The organism is Variovorax sp. SG517 (assembly GCF_013376045.1).
Classification (GTDB): Bacteria; Pseudomonadota; Gammaproteobacteria; order Burkholderiales; family Burkholderiaceae_C; genus Variovorax.
Genome location: NZ_JABMJG010000003.1, coordinates 38,688 through 63,869, shown reverse-complemented (window position 1 = coordinate 63,869; position 25,182 = coordinate 38,688). Strand labels below are relative to the sequence as shown.

The 25,182-nt window shown below is 69.6% G+C and carries 20 protein-coding genes; 11 read left to right on the top strand and 9 right to left on the bottom strand.

What is annotated here, in order from left to right; all coding sequences use genetic code 11:
* Positions 1 to 278: 278 nt before the first annotated feature.
* Positions 279 to 3,491, top strand: coding sequence for an Rne/Rng family ribonuclease (locus tag FHT32_RS09740; protein ID WP_176664440.1), 3,213 nt, complete (start codon positions 279 to 281; stop codon positions 3,489 to 3,491).
* A gap of 57 nt (positions 3,492 to 3,548) precedes the next feature.
* Here FHT32_RS09740 and FHT32_RS09735 read toward each other — a convergent pair whose 3' ends face one another.
* Positions 3,549 to 4,424 carry a LysR family transcriptional regulator gene (locus FHT32_RS09735; protein WP_176664439.1) on the bottom strand — a complete coding sequence of 292 codons (876 nt, stop codon included), beginning with the start codon at positions 4,422 to 4,424 and terminating at the stop codon, positions 3,549 to 3,551.
* A 118-nt stretch (positions 4,425 to 4,542) separates the two neighbouring features.
* Between FHT32_RS09735 and FHT32_RS09730 the strand changes: the two genes are divergently transcribed.
* Positions 4,543 to 6,105, top strand: a complete 1,563-nt coding sequence (locus FHT32_RS09730) for an MFS transporter (RefSeq protein WP_176664438.1) — start codon at positions 4,543 to 4,545, stop codon at positions 6,103 to 6,105.
* Positions 6,106 to 6,122: 17 nt separating this feature from the next.
* Here the strand turns inward: FHT32_RS09730 and FHT32_RS09725 are convergent, their stop codons facing one another.
* Genes FHT32_RS09725 through hemC form a run of 4 tightly spaced genes read right to left on the bottom strand, consistent with a single transcriptional unit; the run spans position 6,123 to position 10,206 of the window.
* Entirely contained in the window at positions 6,123 to 7,406 is a 1,284-nt protein-coding gene (locus FHT32_RS09725; RefSeq protein WP_176664437.1) for a heme biosynthesis protein HemY, read from the bottom strand.
* A 10-nt stretch (positions 7,407 to 7,416) separates the two neighbouring features.
* Entirely contained in the window at positions 7,417 to 8,514 is a 1,098-nt protein-coding gene (locus tag FHT32_RS09720) for a uroporphyrinogen-III C-methyltransferase (RefSeq protein ID WP_176664436.1), read from the bottom strand.
* Positions 8,511 to 9,284, bottom strand: a complete 774-nt coding sequence (locus FHT32_RS09715) for a uroporphyrinogen-III synthase (protein ID WP_176664435.1) — start codon at positions 9,282 to 9,284, stop codon at positions 8,511 to 8,513. Before FHT32_RS09715 ends, FHT32_RS09720 begins: the two co-directional genes overlap by 4 nt.
* A 16-nt stretch (positions 9,285 to 9,300) precedes the next feature.
* Complete coding sequence (hemC, locus tag FHT32_RS09710; protein ID WP_256098953.1) at positions 9,301 to 10,206, bottom strand: hydroxymethylbilane synthase; 906 nt, start codon at positions 10,204 to 10,206, stop codon at positions 9,301 to 9,303.
* 103 nt (positions 10,207 to 10,309) lie between these two features.
* Here hemC and ppc point away from each other — a divergent pair, with 103 nt between their 5' ends.
* From ppc to FHT32_RS09690, 4 genes are all read left to right on the top strand, one after another.
* Positions 10,310 to 13,153, top strand: coding sequence for a phosphoenolpyruvate carboxylase (gene ppc, locus FHT32_RS09705; RefSeq protein ID WP_176664433.1), 2,844 nt, complete (start codon positions 10,310 to 10,312; stop codon positions 13,151 to 13,153).
* A 92-nt stretch (positions 13,154 to 13,245) separates the two neighbouring features.
* Entirely contained in the window at positions 13,246 to 13,647 is a 402-nt protein-coding gene (locus FHT32_RS09700) for a GFA family protein (RefSeq protein WP_176664432.1), read from the top strand.
* A gap of 4 nt (positions 13,648 to 13,651) precedes the next feature.
* Positions 13,652 to 14,194: a hypothetical protein gene (locus FHT32_RS09695; protein ID WP_176664431.1), complete on the top strand. Its 543-nt coding sequence runs from the start codon at positions 13,652 to 13,654 to the stop codon at positions 14,192 to 14,194.
* A gap of 180 nt (positions 14,195 to 14,374) precedes the next feature.
* On the top strand, positions 14,375 to 15,628 hold the full coding sequence (locus FHT32_RS09690) for an MFS transporter (RefSeq protein WP_176664430.1): 1,254 nt from the start codon (positions 14,375 to 14,377) through the stop codon (positions 15,626 to 15,628).
* Positions 15,629 to 15,652: 24 nt separating this feature from the next.
* Here FHT32_RS09690 and FHT32_RS09685 read toward each other — a convergent pair whose 3' ends face one another.
* A complete protein-coding gene (locus FHT32_RS09685; protein WP_176664429.1) occupies positions 15,653 to 16,576 on the bottom strand; it encodes a LysR family transcriptional regulator in 924 nt (307 codons plus the stop codon).
* 49 nt (positions 16,577 to 16,625) lie between these two features.
* On the opposite strand from FHT32_RS09685, the gene FHT32_RS09680 reads away from it, so the two are divergent.
* From FHT32_RS09680 to FHT32_RS09670, 3 genes are all read left to right on the top strand, one after another.
* A complete protein-coding gene (locus tag FHT32_RS09680) occupies positions 16,626 to 17,159 on the top strand; it encodes a GNAT family N-acetyltransferase (protein ID WP_218088170.1) in 534 nt (177 codons plus the stop codon).
* An 11-nt stretch (positions 17,160 to 17,170) separates the two neighbouring features.
* Complete coding sequence (locus tag FHT32_RS09675) at positions 17,171 to 18,424, top strand: MFS transporter (protein ID WP_176664428.1); 1,254 nt, start codon at positions 17,171 to 17,173, stop codon at positions 18,422 to 18,424.
* A gap of 78 nt (positions 18,425 to 18,502) precedes the next feature.
* Entirely contained in the window at positions 18,503 to 18,988 is a 486-nt protein-coding gene (locus FHT32_RS09670) for a helix-turn-helix domain-containing protein (RefSeq protein ID WP_176664427.1), read from the top strand.
* Positions 18,989 to 19,003: 15 nt separating this feature from the next.
* Here the strand turns inward: FHT32_RS09670 and FHT32_RS09665 are convergent, their stop codons facing one another.
* Genes FHT32_RS09665 through FHT32_RS09655 form a run of 3 tightly spaced genes read right to left on the bottom strand, consistent with a single transcriptional unit; the run spans position 19,004 to position 22,097 of the window.
* Positions 19,004 to 20,275, bottom strand: a complete 1,272-nt coding sequence (locus FHT32_RS09665) for an AI-2E family transporter (protein WP_176664426.1) — start codon at positions 20,273 to 20,275, stop codon at positions 19,004 to 19,006.
* Positions 20,272 to 21,018: a LytTR family DNA-binding domain-containing protein gene (locus FHT32_RS09660; RefSeq protein WP_176664425.1), complete on the bottom strand. Its 747-nt coding sequence runs from the start codon at positions 21,016 to 21,018 to the stop codon at positions 20,272 to 20,274. Before FHT32_RS09660 ends, FHT32_RS09665 begins: the two co-directional genes overlap by 4 nt.
* Positions 21,015 to 22,097, bottom strand: a complete 1,083-nt coding sequence (locus tag FHT32_RS09655; RefSeq protein ID WP_371132172.1) for a sensor histidine kinase — start codon at positions 22,095 to 22,097, stop codon at positions 21,015 to 21,017. The genes FHT32_RS09660 and FHT32_RS09655 overlap by 4 nt, the downstream gene beginning before the upstream one ends.
* A 56-nt stretch (positions 22,098 to 22,153) precedes the next feature.
* On the opposite strand from FHT32_RS09655, the gene argH reads away from it, so the two are divergent.
* Both argH and FHT32_RS09645 read left to right on the top strand, forming a co-directional pair.
* On the top strand, positions 22,154 to 23,551 hold the full coding sequence (gene argH, locus FHT32_RS09650; protein ID WP_176664424.1) for an argininosuccinate lyase: 1,398 nt from the start codon (positions 22,154 to 22,156) through the stop codon (positions 23,549 to 23,551).
* A gap of 135 nt (positions 23,552 to 23,686) precedes the next feature.
* Positions 23,687 to 25,162, top strand: a complete 1,476-nt coding sequence (locus tag FHT32_RS09645; protein ID WP_176664423.1) for a rhomboid family intramembrane serine protease — start codon at positions 23,687 to 23,689, stop codon at positions 25,160 to 25,162.
* The last annotated feature ends 20 nt before the right edge of the window (positions 25,163 to 25,182 follow it).

Below are 25,182 nucleotides of genomic sequence, written 5' to 3'. Positions count from 1 at the left end.
CAGTGGCTTCGGCCATTCCATCGTCCGCAGCGCGCTCCACCCTTGCGCAACCGGCTATCAAAAAGATAGCCACCCAACACCGAATCTGGCTCGCGCCCATCCACGCGCCCCCACCCCGGCTGTCTTCTTGAGCTAACGCTCGAGGGGCCTGCCCGCGCCCTGCGCGGCAGCGACAGCATCCGGGGCCCAAGCGGCAATTCCCTGGTTTCGCGGGCGTCGTCCGTGCATCGTTGGCTCGTCAAGGGCCTGTAGAACGATACATATAAGGACAACGCATCATGAAGCGGATGCTGATCAATGCCACGCAGGCCGAAGAACGCCGCCTGGCCATCGTCGACGGGCAGAAACTGCTCGACTACGAAATCGAAATCGAAGGGCGCGAACAGCGCAAGGGCAACATCTACAAGGCGGTCGTCACGCGCGTCGAGCCCTCGCTCGAAGCCTGTTTCGTCGACTACGGCGAAGACCGCCACGGCTTCCTGCCGTTCAAGGAAATCTCCAAGCAGTATTTCGCTGAAGGCGTGTCGGCCAGCCAGGCTCGCATCCAGGACGCGATCCGCGAAGGCCAGGAACTCACCGTCCAGGTCGAAAAGGAAGAACGCGGCAACAAGGGCGCCGCCCTCACCACCTTCATCTCGCTGGCCGGCCGCTACGTCGTGCTGATGCCGAACAACCCCCGTGGCGGCGGCGTCTCGCGCCGCATCGAGGGCGACGACCGCGCCGAACTCAAGGAGGCGATGGACCAGCTCGAGTACCCGAAGGGCATGAGCATCATCGCGCGCACCGCCGGTATCGGCCGCTCGGCGCCCGAACTCCAGTGGGACCTGAACTACCTGCTCAAGCTCTGGAGCGCCATCGACGGCGCGGCCAAGGGCGGCAAGGGCGCCTTCCTGATCTACCAGGAATCCTCGCTCGTCATCCGCGCCATCCGTGACTATTTCAATCACGACATCGGCGACATCCTGATCGACACCGACGACATCTACGACCAGGCCCAGCAGTTCATGGCGCACGTCATGCCCGAGCATGCCTCGCGCGTGAAGCGCTACCGCGACGACGCGGCGCTGTTCAGCCGCTTCCAGATCGAGCACCAGATCGAGTCGGCCTACGCCCGCACCGTGCAGCTGCCCTCGGGCGGCGCCATCGTCATCGACCACACCGAGGCGCTGGTCTCGGTCGACGTGAACTCGGCGCGCGCCATCAAGGGCGGCGACATCGAGGAAACCGCCACCCGCACCAACCTCGAAGCCGCCGACGAAGTAGCCCGCCAGATGCGCCTGCGCGACCTGGGCGGCCTGATCGTCATCGACTTCATCGACATGGACGAGTCGAAGAACCGCCGCGAAGTCGAAAGCCGCCTGCGCGACGCGCTCCGGCAAGACCGCGCCCGCGTGCAGTTCGGCTCGATCAGCAAGTTCGGCCTGATGGAAATGAGCCGCCAGCGCCTGAAGCCGGCGCTGTCCGAAGGCTCGTCGATCCCCTGCCCCCGCTGCGGCGGCTCGGGCCACATCCGCGACACCGAATCGAGCGCGCTGCAGATCCTGCGCATCATTCAGGAAGAGTCCATGAAGGACAACACCGCCGCCGTGCACGTGCAGGTGCCGGTGGAAGTGGCGTCGTTCCTGCTGAACGAAAAGCGCACCGAGATCGCCAAGATCGAACTCAAGCAGCGCGTGAGCGTGCTGATGGTGCCCAACAAGACGCTCGAGACGCCCAACTACAAGCTCGAGCGCCTGAAGCACGACGATCCGCGTCTCGACCACATCGAGGCCAGCTACAAGATGGCCGACGAGATCGAGGACCCGACCTCGGTCACCCGCCGTTCGCAGGAGCCCACCAACAAGCAGACGCCGGTCATCAAGGGCGTGCTGCCCGACGCGCCGGCTCCCGTGGTGCCGCCCAAGCCCGAAGCCGTGCGCGCTCCCGCCGCACCGGCACCGGTCGCTCCGCCCGTGGTGAGCGCGCCCGTTCCGGCGCAGACCGGCTTCTTCGCCTGGATCAAGAACCTGTTCGGCGGCACGCCGGCTCCTGCCGCCGCTCCCGCGCCGGCCCCCATCCCGGTCGAGGCACCGAAGCCCCGCCGCGACGGCCGCCCCGGCCGTGACGGCGAAACCCGCGGCGGCGCGCGCGACGGCGAACAGCGCCGTGGCGGCCGCAACGGCGAAGGCCGCGGCGAACGTGGCGAGGGCCGTGGCGAGAACGGCGGACGCCAGGGCGGTCGCGACGGCGAACAACGCCGCGGCGGCCGTGGTGGCGAGCGCCGCGAAGGCCGCGGCGAGGGCCGTGGCAACGAACAGCGCAACGAAGGCGCCAACAACCAGTCGCGCGAACAACGCGAGCCGCGTGAAGCACGTGAGGCACGCCCACCGCGCGACGGCGAACAGCGCCGCAACGGACGCGGCGAGCGCCGCGAAGGCGAAGGTCGCGAGGGCCGCAACAGCGTGCTGCCGGCCGATGCGCTCGATGGCACCAACCTCGAAGCCCAGCAACTGGCAGGTGCTGTCGCAGGCGAGGAAGGCAACGCAGCTGAGCGCGCACCGCGCGCCCGTGGCGAGCGTCGCGAACGCGGCGAGCGCAATGAGCGCAATGAGCGCGGAGAGCGTGGCGAACGCACTGGCGACCGCGAACGCAACGCCGCCGAAGCCGGCGAAGGCGCCGCCCAGGGCGAGCAGCAACGCCAGCCCCGCAACGGCCGCGACGAGCAGCGCGGACCGCGCGGCGAACGCAACGACCGCAACGACGGCCGCCGCGAACGCCGCAACGATGCCGTGCAAGCCGAAGCGGATGCACGCGGCGCCGAAGCCGCCGCAGCCGATGCCGAGCAAGGCAGCGAAGCCGCCGTCAACGGCAGCGGCGAACAGGCACCGCGCCGCGACGGCGAAGAGCGCCGCGACGGCGAAGAGCGCCGCGGCCGTTCGCGCGACCGCTACGGCCGCGACCGCCGCGAGCGCGGTCCGCGTGAAGAAGCCGAAGCAGGCGCAGCCGTGGCTGCCGAAGGCTTCTCCTCTTCGCAAGAGCCCGAGCAGCAACTGCCGCTGGCGTCCGAGCGCATCGAAGTGGCCGAGACCGTTGCCGTCGCCGCGGAAGTCCGCGAGGCACCGCAGCAGCAGGTTCGCGCCGAGCGCCCCGCGCCTGTCGTCGCAGCTGCTGCGGCCGAGCAGATCGTGGTTGCCGAAAGCGCCTCCGCCAAGGCCCCCGCAGCCGCCAACGGCCGTGCCCTGCCCAAGGTCCAGCCTTTCGAACTGCCGCTGGCCGAGCTCGCGCAGATCGCCGAGGGCTCTGGCCTGCAGTGGGTCAACTCCGACGCCGAGCGCATCGCCCAGGCGCGCGCCGCGATCGAGGCCGAGCCGAAGCCGGTGCACGTGCCGCGTGAGCGCCCGCCGGTGGTCGTGCTGGATGAAGGTCCGCTGGTGCTGGTCGAAACCCGCCGCGACCTCGGTTCGATGTCGCTGCCGTTCGAACAGCAGCAGCAAGGGCAGCGTCCGCACTGAGCGACGCACCCTCGCAAATGAAGAACGGCGCCCGTGGCGCCGTTTTTTTATGCCCTGCTAAACCTTGTCTCGTGCCGCCGGTTCCGGCAGCTCCGGCATCTCCAGGATCAGCTCGCCGAACCTGCAGGCGCATTCGGTCCTGCCGTTCTCGCTCCAGATCAGCGAGAAGTCCACGCTCGGCAAAGTCGGCAGGCCGTAGCGGCCGTCGACGATCTTCATGCCCGGCTCCACGTCCTCGCGCGTGAGCACCGTGACGGCCAACCCGGCCAGCACTGCCGCGCGAATGCCGTGCTGGCTCGCCGAAGTGAAGACCACGTGCCAGTCGCGCGAAGTGGCATCCAGCGCGCCGGCCGCCACCTCGCGGTTGACGCAGGGCTTCGGAAAGAAGGCCAGCGGCAGCGATGCGCCCGGCTTCGGCTCGAAGCATTCGGCCGCCGCCCACACCAGCTGCGTGCGGCGCAGCCGCGTGCCCTCCTCGCAGCCCGGCGGCGACATCACCACCGCCAGGTCGAGCTCGCCCGCGCGGATCATGGCGCGGAAGTCGAGGTGCATGCTCACGCTGACCTCCATGCGCGTGGCGGGAAAGGAGCGCGCGAACTGCGACAGCAGCGGCGGCAGCCGCTCGCCCATGAAAGTGTCCGGGGCGCCGAAGCGCACCACGCCGGAGATCGGCGAAGGCTGGAAGCGCCGCGTCATCGCATCCAGCGTTTCGAGGATCTGCTGCGCGTAGCGCAGGAAGTCCTCACCGTCCTCCGTCACCGTGAGGCGGCGCGTCGTGCGATGCAGCAGCGGGCGGCCCACCTGTTCTTCCAGGCGCCGGATCTGGTGGCTCACGGCCGACTGCGTGAGATGCAGGCGCTGGGCGGCACGCGTGAAGCCGCCGGTTTCCTTGACGGCCACGAAGGCGCGCAGCAGTGCGGGGTCGAAATCCATGGCGTCAGATAAATGATGACTGTTCATGGATTCTAGGAAATTAAATCATTTCCATCATGAAGAGACTTTCCACAGAATCGCCCGGACTTCCCGACCAGGGACTCTTCGAAAGACTCCGATGCCTCTCTCCCACACCGGCAAGAACCGCGTCGCGCTGGCCGCGATCTGCCTCATTGCCATGATGTTCGGCCTGGAGATCTCCAGCGTGCCGGTCATCCTCCCCACGCTCGAGAAAACACTGCACGGCGACTTCAGCGACATGCAGTGGATCATGAACGCCTACACCATCGCCTGCACCACGGTGCTGATGGCCGCCGGCACGCTGGCCGACCGCTACGGCCGCAAGCGCATCCTGGTCGTCAGCGTGGTGCTGTTCGGCTTCGCTTCGCTGGCCTGCGGGCTCGCGCAGAACGCGGCGGTGCTGATCGTCGCGCGCTTCCTCCAGGGCCTGAGCGGCGGCGCGATGCTGATCTGCCAGCTCGCGGCGCTCTCGCACCAGTTCCAGCAAGGCAAGGAGCGCAGCCGTGCCTTCGCCACCTGGGGCGTGGTCTTCGGCATGGGCCTGGGCTTCGGGCCGATCATCGGCGGCGCGATCGTGGCGCTGTCGAGCTGGCAGTGGGTGTTCCTGGTCCATGCGCCGCTGGCCGTGCTGGCGGTGGCGCTCGTGCTCGGCAGCGTGCAGGAGTCGCGCGACCCCGATGCACAGCGGCTCGACCTGCCCGGCATCGTCACGCTGTCGCTCGCGGTGCTGGGGCTGACCTGCTTCATCACGCAGGGGCCGGGCCTGGGCTTCACCAGCCCGCTGGCCATCGGCATCGCCGTTGCGTCGACCGCGAGCTTCGCCCTCTTCCTGTGGGTGGAAAAGACCAACCCGCATCCGATGTTCGATTTCTCGGTCTTCAGGATCCGCAACTTCTCGGGCTCGATCATCGGCTCCATCGGCATGAACTTCAGCTTCTGGCCCTTCATGATCTACCTGCCGATCTACTTCCAGGGCGCGCTGGGCTACGACGCGGTCGTCGCCGGCTCGGCGCTGCTGGCCTACACGCTGCCCACGCTGGCGCTGCCGCCGCTCGCGGAGCGGCTGTCGCTGCGCTATCGGCCGGGCGTCGTCATCCCCGCAGGCCTGTTCGTGATCGGGCTGGGCTTCATCGCGATGCGCTACGGCAGCGGCGTGAGCCACGCGAGCTGGATGACGATGCTGCCGGGCTGCCTGCTGGCCGGCATCGGACTGGGCCTGACCAACACGCCCGTCACCAACACCACCACCGGCTCGGTGCCGAGCGCGCGTGCGGGCATGGCGTCGGGCATGGACATGAGCGCGCGCCTCATCACGCTGGCCATCAACATCGCGCTGATGGGCTTCGTGCTGCTCGAAGGGATTCATGCGCATCTGCGTGGCGCGCTTTCCGCGTCGCTCGACGCGCTCCAGCTGCGCTCGCTGGCGGAGAAGATCGCGGCCGGCAGCTTCGCGTCGCTCGGCGAAGCCTTTCCGGTGCTGTCGCAGGCCGACCCGTCGGGTGCCACGGTGCACGCGGCGCTGGTGCACGGCTTCGGGCTGGTGATGCTCTACGGCGGCGTCGGCGTGTGGGTGCTGGCCGGCGTCAGCTGGCTCGTGTTCGGTAGCGGAAAGCGGTCGACGCAACCGGCGCCGGGCCTGAAAAAGCCCGCCTGCCCCTGACGGGGCCCGGCGGAGATTCAGCTGTTCTCGACCTGCGCCGCGCGCTTCCAGGCCTCAGCCGCCTGCTCGGCGTCGTCGCGGTCTTCGGCCAGCCTGGCGAGCGCCAGCCAGGCGCGGCGATACAGCTCCGTGTCCTGCAGTCCGAGCCCGGCCTGCATCAGCAGCTGCTGTGCCTTGCCCCAGAGCTGGCGCTTCATGCAGGCCATGCCGGCGAGGTACTGCAGGTTCGGGTCGCGCGGGTTGCTGCGCTGCGCTGCTTCGATGCGCGCCAGCCAGTCGGCATCCACCGAGTCGAGCCCCGCTTCGAGCGCGCGCGCCAGCTTGACGCGCAATGCGTCGCCCAGGCCGCGCGGATTGGCCACCATGCGTTCCCATGCCGGCAGCAGCCAGCCGCGCGCGAGCGCAAGGTCTCCACGCAGCGCGACCATGCGCTGGGCGGCGTGGATCGCCACCTCGGGCATCCCGCGCTCGTTGGCGTCGAGCTCGCTCCACGCACGCAGCAGCTGCGCGGGATCGTGCGCGCCCGACAGCAGCTCGGTGGCGAGGCCGCGCACGATGCTCTGCGCAGCCGCATCTGAGAAGGCACGGTGCTTGGCCAGCAGGCGCGCGGTTTCGAGCGCTTCGAGCGTGCGGCGATCCTGGCGCGCCGCCTTCAGCCGCAGGCGCAACGCGAGCGTGCGGCGCTGGGCGCCCTGTGGCAGCTCTTCGAGCCGTGCGAGCGCGGCGGCTGCGTCGCGGTCTTCGAGCGCCCAGCGCGCCGCGCGCAGCTGCACGCCCTCGCGCGTCTCGGGGCTGGCGAGCACGGTGCGGTCGACGCTTTCGTTGAGGGCCTGCTGCAGATGCGCGTCGCGCGCCGCCTTGTCCTGCAGCGCCTGCGCGCTCTCGGCGGCGAGCAGGTGCGACAGCACGCGAACCTGCTGCGCCTGCGGCAGGCTGGCGCCGAGCGCGGCCAGCGTCTTCTCCTGCGTGAGCGCCGCCTGAGCGGCCTTGCGCGCGCGCGAGAAGCGCCCGGAAATCAGCTGCACCATCGCGTCGAGCAGTGCCGCATGCAGCGTGCGCTCCTTCTGCTGCAGCCGCCACTGGCGCGCCTGCTTCGGCAGCGAGAACAGCGCGGCGAGCGCACGCAGCGCCGCATGCAGCAGCACGAAGACCACCAGCAGGATCACGAGCACGAGGTTGAGCGAAAGATCGACACGCCACGGCGGCCAGAACACGGTGATCGTGCCCTGGTTGTTGCCTGCGAAGAGAGCGACTGCCGCGGCGACGGCGAAGAGGGCGAGAAGCCAGATTGCTGCGCGCATGGATGTCCGATCACCGTCCTGCCGCTGCGGTGGCAAGTGCCGACAGCGTGTCGTCGATGCGGACCGGCTCGGTCGTCTTCACCAGGGACTGCAGCTGCTGCAGCAGCGTGGCCGCGGCCTGGGTGCGGCGCGACGCGGGGTCGAAGTAGCGGTTGAGCGAAGCCGTCACCTGCGACAGCTCGCTGCGCGTGGCTTCCATCTGCCGCGACAGCAGCGACAGGCGCGCATTGAGCAGCTTCAGCTTGAGGTTCTCGCGCAGGAAGTACGACTGCTCGGGCGCCAGCAGGATCGCCTCGGGGGTCTGGATGCGGCCGACGCGCACCAGCGAGCGGGCCTCGCCCTGCACGGTGAGCAGCACGCGGCGCCACCAGGGCGCGTCGGCGGGAATGGGCTCGGGCTGCCAGGCGTTGGTGCCGGTGCCGCGAACGGCCACCGCGTTGAGCGTGGGCAGGTCGTCCACGTTGCGCATCAGTTCGTCGAGCTTCTGCAGCGCCTCGCCGCCGTCGTTGCTGGCGCTGGCGCGCAGGCGGTCGGCGTCGCGCTGCATGGCGCGCTGCAGGGGAGCGAGCCGCGGCTGCGCGGCGCGTGCGATGCGGGTGTCGCCGGCCTTCAGCGCGGCCAGCAGCGGCTCGACGCTGCCCGTGACCTGCGCCTGCTGCAGGGCGAGGCGCACGGCCGACTCGATGTCGACCACGAGGTTCTCGTCGCGCGAACGCGAGAGGCTCTGGATGAGTTCCTCGAGCTGCGAGCGCTGCAGCGCGATTTCGGTCACGCGGGTCTCGACCAATGCGACGCGCGCCGAGGCATCGCGCACCGTGTCGCTGGCCTGGCGTGCCAGCGTGCGCGCTTCCATCGACTGCGCAATGGCGTCTGCGCTCTGGCGCGCGAGCTGCTCCTTCATGCCGCCGACCTTCTGCCACAGCGCGATCGACATCAGCAATGCGGCCAGCGCCACGAGGGCCACGAGGCCGAATCCGATGCGGGAGAGAAGCAGCGCGCCCGCGGCCTGCGCGGCAGGTGCCTGGTGGGGTGCCAGCGGGGCGGGCACCGGCGCCGTGGCAGCGGATGGGGAAGAAGGAAGATCGTCTGTGGGGGACGCGGCGCTCATGCCAAGGATTCTATAGACGCGACCAGCGCCTCCAGCAGCGGTGTGCATACACGCAACGTCCCGAAACCCGCAGCCCGCGCGGCTTCGCCGATGCGCGCATGCGTGGCGACCGCGCTCGCGGCATGCCATTGCACGCCGGGCATCGCGCGCTGCAGATTGCCGATGGCCTCGGAGCTGCTGAAGAGCCAGATCGCGCGGCCTTCGGCGCCGTCGGTCGCGAGCGTGCGTTGTACGACATCCAGCGATGGCGGCAGCCGGCGATAGGCCACCACGGTGTCGCGAAGGCAGCCCGCTGCATCGACCTCGTTGGCAAGCCAGTCGCGTCCCGCGGGCCGTCCGGCTTCGTCGCCGCCGCGCACGATCAACATGCGAACGCCCTTCGACACCTGCGCGTGGACGCGCTCCCACAGCGCCTCGGAATCGAAGCGCGTGGCCTCGGGCGGCGGTGCGTCGATGGACTCGGGCGGCACGCCCGCACGCAGCAAGGCGCGCTTCGTACCGGGGCCCGTGGCCCAGAAGCGGCGACCTGCCAGCGAATCGGCGGCTCCCCTGTGCTGGAAGAAATGCTCGACCGCCGTGGCGCTAACGAACATCAGCGCGGCGTAGTCGGCGATCTGCCGCCATGCCGCGCGCAGCGGCTCGACGTCGGTGGCGGGTTCGATCACGATGAGCGGCAGCGCCACCGCGTCGATACCTGCACCGCGCAGATCGCTCACCCATTGCGCGGCCTCGCGCGCCGGCCGCGTGACGATGACGGGACGGCCGGTCATACGACGACCACCGGTATCAGTGGGCCCCGGCTGCGCGCAGCAGCGCCGCGGCATGCTGGCCGAGCGCGTCGGCCTCGGCGAAGTCGCCGGCCTGCGCCAGCGCATGCACCTTCACCAGCGGCACGTTGCCTTCGGGATCGCCCCAGGCGGCATCGATGCGCAGCGCGCCGTCGGCCTGCCAGCGCGCATGGGCCGCCAGCGGCATGGAGCAGCTGCCGCCCATCGCGCGGCTCACGGCGCGCTCGGCGGCGGTGGAGAGCCAGTCGCCCCTGTGGGCCAGCGAGCCCAGCAGTTCGATGAGGTCCTTGCGGTCGGCGCGCACTTCGACGCCGAGCGCACCCTGCCCCGCGGCGGGCAGCATGGTGTCGGCGTCGAAGGCCACGCGGATGCGGCTTTCCAGCCCCAGGCGCTTGAGACCGGCCGCCGCCAGCACGATGGCGTCGTACTGGCCTTCGTCGAGCTTGCGCAGGCGGGTGTCGAGGTTGCCGCGCAGCGGTTCGATGCGAAGGTCGGGCCGCAGCGCGCGCAACAGTGCCACGCGGCGCAGGCTGGAGGTGCCGACCACGGCGCCCTGCGGCAGCGCGTCGAGCGAATCGAAGCGGGGAGAGACGAGCGCGTCGCGCGGGTCTTCGCGCTCCAGCACGCAGGCCAGCACGAAGCCTTCGGGCAGGTCCATCGGCACGTCCTTCAGCGAATGGACTGCGATGTCGGCGCGCCCTTCCTCGAGCGCGAGTTCGAGTTCCTTCACGAAGAGCCCCTTGCCGCCCACCTTGCTGAGCGTGCGGTCGAGGATTTGGTCGCCGGTGGTGGTCAGCCCCAGCAGGCTGACGGCGTGGCCTCTTTCTTGCAAAAGCGACTGCACGTGTTCGGCTTGCCACAGTGCCAGTCTGCTTTCGCGCGTGGCGATGACGATATTGCTCAAGACCGGTCCCAAAAGTACGTGTTCCAAACCGAGGGAATGCTAGCATGTTGCGCCGCAACAACGAAGACGGCACTCCATTCAAGAAGTCCAGGACAAACATCGAATGAAAGCCAGCAAGACACCTGCTCCGCCCAAGCGCCGCCAGGCCGAAGACCAGCCTCTGATCGAAGACATCCGGCTGTTGGGCCGGATCCTCGGCGACGTGATCCGGGAGCAGGAGGGAGAAGAGACATATGCACTGGTCGAGAAGATCCGCACTCTCTCCGTGGCTTTCCGCCGCGATGCGGATCAGGCGGCCGACCGGGCGCTGAAGAACCTGCTCAAGGGGCTGAGCGCCGCCGAGACGGTGCGCGTGATCCGCGCCTTCACCTACTTCAGCCACCTGGCCAATCTTGCCGAGGACCGCCACCAGATCCGCCGCCGCACCGAGACCGAGCGCGCCGGCGAAAGCGTCGAGGGCGACCTGCAGACCGCGCTCGCGCGCATCCGCAAGGCCGGCGTGAAGCCCGACGAGATCGTCGCCTCGCTGGCCCACAGCTATGTCTCGCCGGTGCTCACCGCGCACCCTACCGAAGTGCAGCGCAAGAGCATCCTCGATGCCGAACGCGCCATCGCCCAGTTGCTGACGGTGCGCGACGAGATCCGGCTGCGCCAGAGCGCCTATGCCTCGGGCAAGGACACGCTCACGCCGCTGGAGTTTGCCGAGAACGAAACGCAGATCCGCACCCGCGTCACGCAAATCTGGCAGACGCGCATCCTGCGCTTCTCCAAGCTCACCGTGGCCGACGAGATCGAGAACGCGCTGAGCTATTACGAAGCCACCTTCCTGCGCGAGATTCCGCGCGTGTACGCCGACCTCGAAAAGGCGCTGGCACAGGGCGGCCATGTGCCGTCGGTCGCGCCTTTCCTGCGCATGGGCCAGTGGATCGGCGGCGACCGCGACGGCAACCCGAACGTCACGGCCGAGACGCTCGAATACGCGCTCAGCCGCCAGTGCGAGCTGGCGCTGCGCTACTACCTCACCGAAGTGCACTACCTCGGCGGCGAGCTGTCGCTGTCGGCCACGCTGGTCGACGTGTCGGTGGAAATGCAGGCACTCGCAGAGCGCTCGCCCGACACCAGCGAGCACCGCAAGGACGAGCCCTACCGCCGCGCGCTCACCGGCGTGTATGCGCGCCTGGCGGCCACGCTGCGCGAGCTCACCGGCGGCGAGGCCGCGCGGCACGCCGTCGCACCGCAGAACCCGTACAAGAGCGCGGAAGAATTCCTGGCCGACCTGCGCACGGTGGCCGAGTCGCTGGAGGAAAAGCACGGCAGCGTGCTGGCCGCGCCGCGCCTCCTGCCGCTGATCCGCGCGGTGGAGGTGTTCGGCTTCCACCTGGCCACGGTCGACCTGCGCCAGAGCTCCGACAAGCACGAGGCCGTGATCGCCGAGCTGCTGGCCACCGCGCGCATCGAGCCCTCGTATGCATCGCTGGCCGAAGAGGCCAAGCAGACGCTGCTGCTCAAGCTGCTCGACGACGCCCGGCCGCTGCGCGTGCCCGATGCCGACTACTCGCCGCTCGCGAAGAGCGAGCTGGCCATCTTCGCGGCCGCGCGCACCGCGCGTGCGCGCTACGGCGCCGCCGCCATCCGCCACTACATCATCAGCCACACCGAGACGGTGAGCGACCTGCTCGAAGCCCTGCTGCTGCAGAAGGAAGCGGGCCTGCTGCGCGGCGCGATGGACGGCAAGGCGACCTGCGACCTGATCGTGGTGCCGCTGTTCGAGACCATCGAGGACCTGCGCAACGCCGCGCCCATCGTGCGCGCCTTCTATGCGCTGCCGAACATCCAGGCGCTCATCGAGCGCTCGGGCGCCGAGCAGGACGTGATGCTCGGCTACTCCGACAGCAACAAGGACGGCGGCATCTTCACCAGCAACTGGGAGCTGTACCGCGCGGGCATCGCGCTGGTGTCGCTCTTCGACGAACTGAACAAGAAGAAGGCCAACCCGATCCGCCTGCGCATGTTCCACGGCCGCGGCGGCACGGTAGGACGCGGCGGCGGTCCGAGCTACCAGGCCATCCTCGCGCAGCCACCCGGCACGGTGCGCGGCCAGATCCGGCTCACCGAGCAGGGCGAAGTCATCGGCTCGAAGTACGCCAACCGCGAGATCGGCCGGCGCAACCTCGAAACGCTGGTGGCCGCCACGCTCGAAGCCACGCTGCTGCCGCAGGGCAAGTCGGCGCCTGCCAATTTCCTCTCCGCCGCGAGCGAACTCTCGGCCGCGAGCATGGCGGCCTACCGCAAGCTGGTCTACGAGACGCCGGGCTTCGGCGACTACTTCTTCGGCTCCACGCCGATCCGCGAGATCGCCGAGCTCAACATCGGCTCGCGCCCCGCCTCGCGCAACCCCAGCCACAAGATCGACGACCTGCGCGCGGTGCCGTGGAGCTTCAGCTGGGGCCAGTGCCGCCTCACGATTCCGGGCTGGTTCGGCTTCGGCTCGGGCGTGGAGCAGTTCCTGGCCGCAGCGGGCAACCCGGCCGGCCGCAAGGAGCGCCAGGCGCTGCTGCAGCGCATGTACGCGCAGTGGCCCTTCTTCCGCACGCTGCTGTCGAACATGGACATGGTGCTCGCCAAGAGCGACCTCGCACTGGCCTCGCGCTATGCCGAGCTGGTGACCGACCGCAAGCTGCGCCAGAAGGTGTTCTCGATGATCGATGCGGAATGGCACCGCACCTCCGACGCGCTCTCGCTCATCACCGGCGCGAAGCAGCGGCTCGAAGGCAACGCCGAGATGCAGCGATCGGTGCGCCATCGCTTCCCCTACATCGATCCGCTGCACCACCTTCAGGTGGAGCTGATGCGGCGCTATCGCGCGGGCGATGGCGGCGAGCGGCTGCAGCGCGGCATCCACATCTCGATCAACGGGGTGGCGGCGGGGCTGCGCAACACGGGCTGACGCCACCGCGCGAGCCGGGACGGGCCCTTCGGGGCCCGTCGTCGTTTGCGGCGCGCATAGACTCGCAGCCCCATCCACCGAAAGAGAACGCCATGAAAGGCTCCTGCCTCTGCGGCACCGTCCGGTACGAAGCCGCGCGCCTCGCCGGCCCCATCGCTCACTGCCATTGCCAGACCTGCCGCAAGGCGCACAGCGCCGCGTTCACCACCACCGCGCGCGTCGACCGCGCCGACTTCCGCTGGACCGCCGGCGAAGAAGCCATCGGCTCCTTCGAATCGACGCCCGGCAAGCTGCGCCACTTCTGCACGCGCTGCGGCACGCACCTCGTGGCCGAGTGGGTGGACAAGCCGCAGGTCATCCTGCGCCTGGGCTCGCTCGACGACGACCCGGGCCAGCGCCCCGCCTCGCACATCTGGACTTCGCACGAGGTGCCGTGGCTCGACCACGCGAGCGAGATTCCGTCTTTCCCCGAGGCGCCGCCGGCCAAGGCATGAACGCATGAGCACGAAGATCGGTTCTCGCCGCAGGCTCATCGTCGCCATCCTGCTGTGCGTGGCGGTGGGCGGCGCGGTGGTGCGGCACTACGCGGCACCGGGCTCCACCACGCGCGACATCGCGACGCTGCTGATGGTGCTGTGGGTGCCGATCATCGGCAACGTGATCGCGTGGCTGATCGGCAAGTGGCCGCGCCGCAAGCCGCCGGCGGCACCTCCCGGCTTCGATGCGCTGGGTGCCTTCACGCCGGCCGCGCTCGCGGAGATCACCTTCCGCAAGCCTGCCCTGCCCTCGCAGGACACGCCCATTGCGCCGGGCGAATACCGCTGCGCGCTGGTGCTCGACAAGGAAGGCTTCTCTGCGCGCTGGATGGTGCCCGCGGGCGATGCGCTGGAGCGCGGCAAGCCGGCCGCGCTCGAGGTCGAGTTCCTCTCGCCAGCCGCCGCGCTGTCGCGCTTCCAGCCCGGTACGAACTTTCGCGTACTGATCGGCGATTCCTTCGTGGCCGATGGCCGCATATTGGAGCTGCGGCCCGCGCTGGCTTAGGCCGTCGCAACGGCCCCGTGGATGGCGATAGCCATCAAAAGGGCCCATTGTTCGTCCCCGGGAAACTGTCTGCTGCCGCACGGCCCCTTTGTCGCGCAGGCGCCGGCTCGCACACTCGACGCCTCTTCAACGGCATCGGTGCGCGCGCCGGCGCCGACGCTCCAAAGGACAACCCCCATCATGATGAATTCACCCAGCAGCAACCCGTGCATCGACGAGCTCGGGGCGCCTGCGCCGTCCGCGGCAGCGCCCGTGCCGGCCTCGCGCTCCGCATGGCTCGCCGTCGGCTCCATCGCCGTCGGCACATTCGCGATGGTGTCGACCGAGTTCATGCCCATCGGCCTTCTCACCGACATCGCACGCGGCCTCAACGTTTCCGACGGCACGGCCGGCCTCATGGTCACCATGCCCGGCGTACTGGCCGCCTTCGCCGGGCCGGCGCTCATCGTCGCTTCGGGCAAGCTCGACCGCCGCACCGTGCTGATCGCGCTCACCACGCTGCTGATCGCGTCGAACCTGCTCGCGGCCTTCGCGCCCAATTTCGCCACCATGCTGGTGGCCCGCCTGCTGCTCGGCCTGTGCGTGGGCGGCTTCTGGACCTTCGCGCCCGCCGCCGCCACGCAGCTGGTGCCGCATGCCTCGCAGGCGCGCGCGATGTCGATCGTGCTGGCCGGCGTGTCGGCCGCCACGGTGCTCGGCGTGCCCGCCGGCTCCTTCCTGGGCACGCTGTTCGGCTGGCGCGCATCGTTCGCGGTGACGGGCGCGCTCGCCGCCGCGGTGCTGCTGGTGCAGCTGTGGCTGCTGCCGTCGATTCCGCCGGTGCGCGCCATCGGTGCGCGCGACCTGCTGACGCCGCTCACGCGCCGCATGGCGCAGGTGGGTCTGCTCGCGGTGCTGTTCTTCATCGCCGGCCACTTCGCGGCCTACACCTACCTGAAGCCGCTGCTGCAGCAGGTGTTCGGCCTCGCGCCCAACTCGGTGTCGACGCTGCTGCTGGTGTACGGCGCGGTGGGCTTCGTCGGCACCTTCCTCGGCGGCAGCCTGGTGGCGCGCAGCGTGCGCGGCACCACCCTGCTGGCGGCGCTGATGCTCGCCACGGCGCTTCTGCTGACGACGGTGATCGGCTCGGGCTTCGTGCCCGGCGCGGTGGTGGTCGTGATCTGGGGCGTCGCCTTCGGCCTGATCCCGGTGGCGCTCACCGGCTGGATGATGGAAGCGGTGCCCGACGCACCCGAAGCCGGCCAGGCCCTGCTGGTGAGCGGCTTCCAGGTGGCGATCGCCTCCGGCGCGCTGATCGGCGGCGTGACGGTCGACAACTTCGGCATCTCCAGCGCGATGGTGCTCAGCGGCGTGCTGGTGCTGATCGCGGCGCTGATCGTCGGCACGCTGGGCCGTGCGCGCGGCGGCGCTGCACTTGCCGCCGTGCCCGAGTAAGCACGAGCAGCAGCTACTTCGCAGTCAGCGGCGGCCGGGCTTCCCGGCCGCCGCGATCGCATCCAGCACCACCCGCAAGGCCTTGCTGACGGGCTTGTCGCGCCGCACCACGATCGCCAGCGCGCGGTGCATGCGCGGATTCAACTGGCTGGCCTTCAGCTCCGGGTGCGCACCGCGCCCCGTCATCGCCATGCCGGGCACGATGGCGTAGCCCAGCCCCGCAGCCACCATCTCCTTCATCGCCTCCACGCTGCCCAGTTCCATCACCGGCTGCGGCTGCAGGCCCTCGGCGGCGAACCAGCGGTCGACCAGCTTGCGCGTGTTGGCCGCGGGCTCGAAAAGCACCAGCGGCAAGCCGGCCAGATCGTGCGGCGAGACCTTCGCCTTCAGCGGTGCGAGGTCGTGCCGGCCGATGGCGACGAATTCGTCGTCGAGCACAGGCATCACCGCCAGAGAGCGCCCGGCCGCGGGCAGCGTGACCAGCGCGAGGTCGAGGCTGTTCTCCTCCACCTTGCGCGCCTGGTCCTCGGTGTTGCCGGTGCTGACCACCACGCCGAGCTCGGGAAAGCGCTCGCGCAACCCGCGCAAGACGGCAGGCAGGAAATGCAGGCAGGCCGTCGCGCCCGTGCCCAGCCGCACGCGACCGGCAACGCCGCTGGCGTGGTCGGCGAGCGCGTCGATGGCGTTCTCCACCGCGGTCTCGATGTTTTGCGCATGGCGCAGCAGCTCCATGCCCGCCGGCGTGGCCTGCGCGCGCTTGCCGACACGCTCCACCAGGCGCACCGCCAGACGGCGTTCGAGCTGGCGGATCTGCAGGCTCACGGCCGGCTGCGAGAGGCCGAGCCTGTCGGCGGCGGCCGAGAAGCTGCCGGTTTCGATGACCAGCGCGAAGGACCGCAGCTGGTCGAGGTTGAGCGATTTATCCAAAGTTTTTCTCATGCCTTGCATAGGCTGGCGAAGCTTCACTTATCGATGAGGCATCGTCAAGATCGGGGCCATGTCATCGCCATCCCCTGCTCCGCTCGCTTCCGCCACGGTCGAGATCCTCGACGCCATGCCGCATCACATGGCGGCCGTTCAATCCATCTACAGCCACTACGTGCTGCACGACCTGTGCTCCTTCGAGGAGGAAGTGCCCTCCGTCGAACAGATGCAGCAGCGCCGCGCCGACGTGATCGCGCGCGGCATGCCCTACCTCGTGGCGCTGCTCGACGGCGAGGTCGCCGGCTATGCCTACGCCACCGCCTACCGCGCCCGCTCGGCCTACCGGCACTCGGTGGAAGACTCGGTCTACGTCGCGCAGGGCATGCACGGCCACGGCATCGGAAAGGCGCTGCTGCGCGAAGTGATCCGGCGTTGTACCGACGCCGGGTTCACGCAGATGGTCGCCTGCGTGGGCAGCAGTGCCAACACGGGCTCGCTGCGGCTGCACGAGAGCCTGGGCTTCGCGCAGGTCGGCGTGCTGCGCGACATCGGATTCAAGTTCGGGCGCTGGGTCGACACCGTGCTGATGCAGCGCGCCCTGCGCTGAGGCCCGCCGTCATGTCGGGCGACACCGCCGGCCCCGCGCGCGGCTGGCTGGCGCTGCTGTGCGCGAGCCGGCTGCTGCAGTCGATGATCGTCACCGCCTACTCGGGTGTGCTGCCGTTCGCGATGGCCGACTGGCACATGACGGCTGCGCAGGCCGGCTCGATCCAGAGCGCCTGGCACGTGGGCTACATGAGCTCGCTCTTTGCGGCGGGCCTGCTGGCCGACCGCTACGGGCCGCATCGCATCTTCCTCGCGGGCAGTGCGGTGAGCTCGGCGGCTGCGCTCGCCTTCGCGCTCTTTGCGCACGACCATCTCTCGGCCATGCTGCTCTACGGCCTTGCCGGGCTGTGCGCGGGCGCCTCGTACACGCCAGGGCTGCAGCTGCTGGCGCACAACACCGAGCCCGCCGTGCGCGGGCGCGCGATGGGGCTCTTCATTGGATCGTCGTCGATGGGTTACGCACTCTCGCTCGCGGTGGTGGCGACGTTCAGCCATCTGCAGCAGTGGCGGCTGGGGCTGCTGGCGGCGGCGGCCTGCACCGTTGCGGGCACGGTGCTCACTGCGCACGCGCTGCGCCGCATGCGCCGGCCGTCGCCACGAGCGCCCGGCGCGGTCCGCGAAGGCACCCTGCACGCCCTGGCCGCCACGGTGCGCGACAAACCCGCGATGGCCGGTAACTGGGCCTACGCCTTCCATTGCTGGGAGCTCATGGCGCTGTGGGCATGGCTGCCGGCGTATCTGGTCGCTTCCTCAGGCATGGCGTCGTCGTGGCAAGGCGCCGGCATCGCGCTGGCGGCACTGGCGCATCTGGTGAGCGTGTTCGGCAGCATCGCGGGCGGCGCGGCTTCCGACAGGCTGGGGCGTGCGCGGGTGATGATGATCGCGACCGTCGCGAGCCTTTGCATGTCCTTCGCCTTCGGCTGGATGTGGAGCTGGCCGCTGTGGCTGCTGGCGGCGGCCGCGGCGGTCTACAACCTGCTGGCCATCGCCGATTCGTCGGTCTACTCGACCGCGCTGGCCGACGTTGTGGCGCCGCACCGGCTGGGCGTGGCCTTCTCGGTGCGCTCGGTGATGGGCTTCGGCGCGGGTGCGCTCAGCCCCTGGGTGTTCGGCCTTGCGCTCGATTGGGGGCAGGCCAGCTTCGGCATCGGCAGCACGCAGGCCTGGGCCGCCGCATGGAGTTCGGCCGGGCTGGGCGCGCTGCTGGGTCCACTGATGATCGCGCGCTTCGCCCGGCTGCATCGCGCGCACGTCGCTGTCCGATAGGGGGCCTTTCCGTCTGGGTTTTAAAATAAAACCGAATGGCAGTATCGACCGAACCTGCCCTGCTTCGGAAAGAAACCCATGGCCCAACGAAAAAGCCTCAAGGCCGATGCATGCCCGATGGCACGCGCGCTCGACATCGTGGGCGACCAGTGGTCGCTGCTCGTGATCCGCGATGCCTTCGACGGCATGAAGCGCTTCGGCGAGTTCCAGCAGAGCCTGGGCGTCGCCAGGAACATCCTGTCGGACCGGCTGAAGAACCTGGTGCAGGAAGGCGTGCTCGAACTCGTGCCCGCCTCCGACGGATCGGCCTACCAGGAATACGTGCTCACGCCCAAGGGCAAGGGACTGTTCCCCGTGGTGGTCGGCCTGCGGCACTGGGGCGAGGCGCACCTGTACGCCAGGGGCGAGCCGCATTCGGTGCTCGTCGAGCGCGACAGCGGCAAGCCGGTGCCGAAGGTCGAGCTGCGCACGCGCGACGGCAGGCCGCTCGATCCGGACGCGACCTTCGTGAAGAAACTGCCCTCGACCGCCAGGGTGACGAAGCCGCGAAGCCCCTCGATGTAGAGCAGCCCGCCCGGGCTACTCGCCCAGCAGCTCCCCGATCGGCTGCAGGTCTTCCACCCGGTCGCAGATCGACTTGATCACCATCGTGATCGGAATGCCCAGCAGCAGGCCCCAGATGCCCCAGAGCCAGCCCCAGAAGATCACGCCCACGAACACCGCGACCGGGTTCATGCGGCTGGTACGGCCGGTGAGCCAGGGCATCAGCAGGTTGCCCACGACGGTGTGGATGCCCAGCGAGATGCCGGCCACCACGAGCCCCATCTGCAGGCTGTTGAACTGCAGGAAGGCCACCAGCCCGGCCGCCGCCAGCACGATCACCGAGCCGATGTAGGGAATGAGGTTGGTCACGGCCGCGATGATTCCCCACACGGCCGCGTTCTCCATGCCGACGGCCCAGAACGCGAGGCCCGTGGCCACGCCCACGATGGCGCTCACCAGGATCTGCACCAGCAGGTAGCGTTCGATGTTGCGCGTGATGTCGTCGAGCACATGCACCGTCACCTTCTTCTTCTGCAGGCTCGAGCCGGTGATCTTGATGAGCTTGCGCCGGAAGGTGTCGCCCGAGCACAGCGCGAAGTAGGTGAGGAAGGCCACCAGCGTGAACTGCCCCATTGCGCTCAGCAGCCCGACAGTGCCGGTGAGCAGGTAGTCGCGCACGTTGAAGCTCGGGCGCTCGATGATGACGCGCGCCACGCCCTTGCGCGAGGCCACGCGGGCGGAGTTCTCCTCGGCGGCCTTCTCGAGCTGCGCCGCCGCCTGCTGCACGTTGTCCAGCGGCGTGGCGCTGGCGCCCCGGTCGCGGCGCATGGCCTGGCCCAGCTTCTGCGCGGCCACCGGCAGCGAATCGAGCAGCTGCGTGGCGCTGCCGGAGAGCGAATAGCCGGTCCAGCCCAGGCCGCCGAAGAGGCCCAGGAGGATCAGCCCCGCGCCGATCCAGCGCGGCAGCTTCCAGCGATGCAGCAGTTCGACCAGCGGCGACAGCGCATAGGTCAGCAGCAGGCTCAGCATCAGCGGAATGAAGACGGCCTGCCCCCACTGCAGCGCGAACACGCTGGCCAGCACCGCGAGCACCACCAGGGACGCGCTGCGCACGTCGACGGGCATGTGCAGCAGCAGGCGCTCGCGCGCCGGCGGGGGTGGGGGCGGCTCGGGTTCGGCCTCGGGCGGCTCTTGCGGAACGGGCGCCGGTGCCGGCTCGGGTTCCGGTTCGGCTCCGGCCGGTAGCGGCACGTCGGCCGCCTGCTCCGCCGGCGGTGCTTGCGTGGATGCGGGCTTGTCGTCGCTCATCGCGATTCCTTCAGCACTTCGCGCACCGCGGCGAGCTGGCGGCGCGACACGGCCACGGGCTCGGGAACCGAGTCCAGCCGCAGGGCCCAGCCCTCGGCGTCCTCGCCGTCGTCGTATTTCTCCAGCGCGCGGATCGCCGCGCGCGCCACCAGCGCATTGCGGTGCACGCGCAGGAAGCGCTGCGGGTAGCGCTCCTCGAACTCGTTGAGCGAGCCGTCGAGGATGTGGCTGCGCGTGGCTGTGCGCACCGTGAGGTACTTGTATTCGGACTTGAGGTAGAGCACCTCCGACAGCGGCACCCGTTCGGCGCGGCCCCGGTCCTGGATCAGCACCGTCTCCGGCGCCGCCTCGGCCTGCAGCGCGCGGCGCTCCTTCAGGAAGCGTTCGGCCTTCTGCAGCGCCTGCTGCAGGCGTTCGACGCGCACGGGCTTCGTGAGGTAGTCGACCGCGTCGAGATCGAAGGCCGTCACCGCATGGGCCGCGTGCGCGGTCACGAACACCACGGCCGGTGCGTCGGCGCGGCTGCGCAGCGCGCGCGCCACCTCGATGCCGTCGATGCCGGGCATGTGCACGTCGAGCAGCACCAGGTCGAGCGCCAGCGTGCCCAGCTGCTGCAGCGCCTCGGCGCCCTGCGAGGCTTCGGCCACCACTTCCGCGGCGGGCGAGGTGCAGTCGCGAAGCAGCGTGCGCATGCGCGAGCGCGCCAGGGCTTCGTCGTCGACGATGAGTGTCTTGAGGGTCATGATTCGGCGGGAATGGCTATGCGTACTCTGTAGCTTTTCTGGTCCATGCCGGCGCTGAACTGCATCTGCATGTCGTGCAGCAGCCGCAGCCGGTCGCGCACGTTGGCCAGCGCGATGCCGTGGCCGCGCGGCAGCGGCTCGTCGGCCCAGCGCAGCGGCGGAAGGCTGTTGACCACCTCGATCACCACCATGCTGCCGCGCCGCTCGGTGCGGATGCGCAGCTTGGCGCCCTCGGGACTGGGCTCCACGCCGTGCTTGATGGCGTTCTCGACCAGCGGCTGCAGCAGCAGCGGCGGCAGGCGCGCGTTGCTGGCGGCGGCATCGAGGTCCCAGCGGATGCGCAGCCGGTCGCCGAAGCGCACCTGCTCGATGGCCAGGTAGCGCTCGGCCAGCGCGATCTCGTCGGCCAGCGTGCCCGATTCGCCCGGGTCGGCCAGCGCCTGGCGGAACAGCTCGGCCAGGTCCTCGAGCATGGTCTCGGCCTTGGCCGGCTCCTCGCGCACCAGGGCGATGGCGCTGTTGAGCGTGTTGAAAAGAAAGTGCGGGCGGATGCGCGACTGCAGCTCCTCCAGCCGCGCCGTGGTGGCGGCCGGCGTCTGGCCCCGGGCGCGCAGCACCATCGCGGCCATCACCAGCCCCGCGAACAGGGCTCCGGTGAGCGCACTGGCGAGCCACGGCGCGCTGGCCAGCACGCCCGTCAGGCGCAGCAGGCCGCAGCCGTAGGTTGCCGACAGCGCGCCGAGCAGCGCGCCGGCCGTGTACTGCCAGTGCTTGGGCAGCCGCCGCAGCGGCTTCTTGAGGCCGCAGGCGCTCACCAGCCACAGCAGCGTGGCGGGCAGCGCCCCGCCGGTGATGGTGGCGGTCTGCACCAGCCATTCGCCGGGCGTGGAGACCACGAAAAGGGCTGCGATGGCCACCACCGCCTCGACGAACACCACCGTGCGCAGCACCACGCCGATCTGGCAGGCGTCGAAGATCGACGGCCCGCCGCGCGCCGGGGACGCGGCCGCGCGCGCCCTTTCCGACGACGGCGGGGGCGTGGGGGAAGAGCTGGCCGATAAAATCGCCGGGTTGCGCATCGCAGACATCTGATCCATCGGGTAACCAACCCATTATTGCCTCCAGGACGGCTCCCATGACCCAAAACCAACTCGACAAGAAATCCGAAGCCTGGTCGGCCCTTTTCTCCGAACCGATGAGCGACCTCGTGAAGCGCTACACCTCCAGCGTCTTCTTCGACAAGCGCCTGTGGCAGGCCGACATCCAGGGCTCGCTGGCACACGCCGGCATGCTGGCGGCACAGGGCATCATCAGCGTGCAGGACCACGCCGCAATCGAGCGCGGGATGGCGCAGATCCGTTCCGAAATCGAATCCGGCGCCTTCGAGTGGAAGCTCGACCTGGAAGACGTGCACCTGAACATCGAGGCCCGCCTGACCCAGCTGGTCGGCGACGCCGGCAAGCGCCTGCACACCGGCCGCAGCCGCAACGACCAGGTCGCCACCGATGTGCGCCTGTGGCTGCGCGGCGAGATCGACCTGATCGGCGACCTGCTGGTCGACCTGCAGAAGGCGCTGGTGGACATCGCCGAGAAGAACGTCGACGTGATCCTGCCGGGCTTCACCCACCTGCAGGTGGCGCAGCCGGTGAGCTTCGGCCACCACATGCTGGCCTACGTGGAAATGTTCAGCCGCGACGCGGAGCGCATGAGCGAGGTCCGCAGGCGCGTCAACCGCCTGCCGCTGGGCGCCGCCGCGCTGGCCGGCACCAGCTACCCGCTGGACCGCGAGCTGGTCGCCAAGACCCTTGGCATGGACGGCGTCTGCCAGAACAGCCTGGACGCGGTGAGCGACCGCGACTTCGCCATCGAATTCACCTCCGCCGCCAGCCTGTGCATGGTGCACGTGAGCCGCATGAGCGAGGAACTCATCCTGTGGATGAGCCAGAACTTCGGCTTCATCAAGATCGCCGACCGCTTCACCACCGGCTCGTCGATCATGCCGCAGAAGAAGAACCCCGACGTGCCCGAACTGGCGCGCGGCAAGACCGGCCGCGTGGTCGGCCACCTGATGGCGCTCATCACGCTCATGAAGGGCCAGCCGCTGGCCTACAACAAGGACAACCAGGAAGACAAGGAGCCGCTGTTCGACACGGTCGACACGCTCAAGGACACCCTGCGCATCTTCGCCGAGATGATCGGCGGCATCACCGTGAAGCCCGAGGCCATGGAAGCCGCCGCCCTGCGCGGCTACGCCACCGCCACCGACCTGGCCGACTACCTCGTGAAGAAGGGCCTGCCCTTCCGCGACGCGCACGAGACCGTGGCCCACGCCGTGAAGGCCGCCACCTCGCACCAGGTCGACCTGGCCGAGCTGCCGCTGGCGGTGCTGCAGCAGTTCAACCCGAGCATCGAGAAGGACGTGTACGACGTGCTGAGCCTGCGCGGCTCGCTGAACGCGCGCAACATCCTGGGCGGCACGGCGCCGGCGCAGGTGAAGGCGCAGGTCGCCCGCCACCGCGCCCGCCTGGGCTAGAAATGTCGGCCCCCCGGCTTTTCACTCGCTTCGCTCGTGTAACTCCACCCCCCAGGGGGGAGGCGCGGCTCGCCTTGGGGCGGCCCGGCGGCGGCCGCATCTAGACGGCCCCACCCGACGCACCGGAGACGCACCGTGTTCTACGCAATCCCGCTCGAGAACAAACCGAGCTGGCGCAACCCACCGTGGATGACGGTGCTGCTGATCCTCGTGAACATGATCGTGTTCTGGGGACCGCAGCGCAGTGAAGAGAAGGGGCAGGAGCGCGCCGCCGCCTACTACGTGAAGAGCGCGCTGCCCCAGCTGGAGCTGCCGGCCTTCGTGGAGTGGCTCGAGAAGACCGACCCCAAGCGCGGCAAGCTCGCACGCCGCATGCTGCGGCACGAGGAGGCCTATCCGCAGCTTCTCGAAGGCCTGCAGAACGATCGCAAGTTCCTGCAGAAGCTGCGCGCCGACGAGGTCATCAAGCCCGACAACCCGCAGTACGACGAGTGGAAGCGCGCCCGCCAGCAGTACGAGTCGATGCTGCCCGCGCCCTTCACCGAGCGCTGGGCGCAGAGCTACGCGACGGACGCCGAGTTCAGGCCCTGGACCTGGATCACCAACGCCTTCCTGCACGGCAGCACCGGCCACCTGCTGGGCAACATGCTGTTCCTGTTCCTCTTCGGCTTCTCGGTGGAGCTGGCGCTGGGGCGCGGCACCTACCTGGCGTTCTATCTGCTGGGCGCGGTCGGCGCCTCGGTGCTGGCCGGCTGGGCCTATGCCGGGGGCACCTACGGGTTGGGCGCCTCGGGTGCGGTCTCGGCGCTGATGGGCATGTACGCGGTGATGTACCGCCTGCGGCGCATCCGCTTCTTCTACCAGCTGTTCTTCTATTTCAACTACGTCACCGCGCCGGCCCTGCTGCTGCTGCCGGCCTGGATCGCCAACGAGCTGATGCAGCACTGGCTGGGCGGCCAGGGCATCGCCTACATGGCCCACCTCGGCGGCCTGCTGACCGGCGCCACGCTGATGTACGGCGCCATGCTGCTGGGCCGCGTGAAGACGCCCGAGACCGTCAAGTCGGAGATGGTGCGCGACGACGACCGCTTCGACGAGCACGTGGCCGCGGCCCGCAGGTTCGGCTCGGCGATGAAGTTCGACCGCGCCTGCGCGGAATGGCGCGCCGCCGCCGCGCTGCGTCCCAACGACGCCGAGACGCTGCGCGCCTGGTTCAACACCGCGCGGTTGCAGCCCGCGGGCGACGACTTCCACCAGGCCGCGCGCCGCATCTTCCGCCTGCCCGCCACCGATGAAGACACGCTGGCGCTGCAGCACGCCAGCTTCCAGACCTACCTCGACCAGGCGCGTCCCGGCGTTCGGCTCAAGCCGGAAGACATGGCCCGGCTCGCGCGCCGCTTCGCCCGCATCCGCCAGTTCGACGACGCCGACCGGCTCTGCCGCATCCTGCTGAAAACGGCGCCCGACCACCCGGAGCTGGCCGACACGCTCTCCACCTGCGCCAACGGCCTGCTGCATGCGGGCCTGCGCGACAAGGCGCTCGGCCTGCTGCCGCATCTGCTGCGGCTTGCGCCGAACGACATGGTGACGCGGGCGCTGCAGAACGCCTGAGGGCGCCTGCGCTCGGTGCC